The organism is Treponema sp. R6D11, from assembly GCF_054786075.1.
This window is the reverse complement of sequence record NZ_BDHD01000469.1, coordinates 1-978: the sequence shown is the minus strand read 5'-3', so window position 1 is coordinate 978 and position 978 is coordinate 1. Positions and strand designations below refer to the sequence as shown.

Here is a 978-nt window from a genome sequence, read left to right as displayed (position 1 = left end):
CCACAATTCACTCCTATACCGCTACCCAGAAAACTGTATCATTATTTGTGTACATTCAATATCAACTAACCACTATTAACTAACCGCTACTTCTTGCTGTCGATATACTTGAGCAGGTCTACAACTTTGTTTGAATAGCCCCACTCATTGTCGTACCATGATACAACTTTGAAGAAACGTTTTTCGCCTTTAAGGTTGTTTTCAAGCGTTGCAAGACTGTCATAAATTGACGTATGCGTATCGTGAATGATGTCGGTTGAAACAATTTCTTCATGGCAGTAAGCCAGAACGCCTTTCATGTAGGTTTCCGAAGCCTTTTTAATGGCAGCGTCAATGTCTTGAATAGAAGTGTCTTTTTCCGCACGGAATGTCAGGTCTACGACTGATCCAGTGGGTGTGGGAACACGGAAGCTCATTCCGGTAAGTTTACCCTTGGTAACGGGAAGAACTTCGCCTACAGCTTTTGCAGCGCCTGTTGTTGAGGGAATGATGTTGATAGCAGCCGCGCGTCCGCCTCTCCAGTCTTTCTGGGAAACGCCGTCTACAGTTTTCTGGGTAGCGGTATAGGAGTGAATTGTGGTCATAAGACCTGTTTCAATTCCAAAGCCTTCTTTAAGTATTACATGAACTATCGGAGCAAGACAGTTGGTGGTACAGCTTGCATTGGACAAAACATGATGCTTTGACGGATCATATTCATGCTCGTTAACACCCATGACGATGGTTTTAACAGGTTTGGATTCATCTTTCGATTTGCCCGGTGCGGAAATAATGACCTTTTTCGCTCCGGCGACAATATGTCCGTAGGCTTTTTCATCGGTATAAATACCGGTGGATTCTACAATATAGTCGATTCCCAAGTCCTTCCATGGGAATTGGTCAGGCGTCTTGCCTTTGCCGGACAGACATTTAATTTTGTGTCCGTTGACAACCAGAACATCATCACCTTCAGTGGTGATGTCGGCTTTCATTTTACCC

1 protein-coding gene is annotated in these 978 nt (G+C 44.1%); it reads right to left on the bottom strand.

The features are described 5' to 3' along the window. Positions 1-86 precede the first annotated feature (86 nt). A partial coding sequence (locus ACYVTD_RS14020; protein WP_461248341.1) for a type I glyceraldehyde-3-phosphate dehydrogenase occupies positions 87-978 on the bottom strand: 892 nt, incomplete at its 5' end.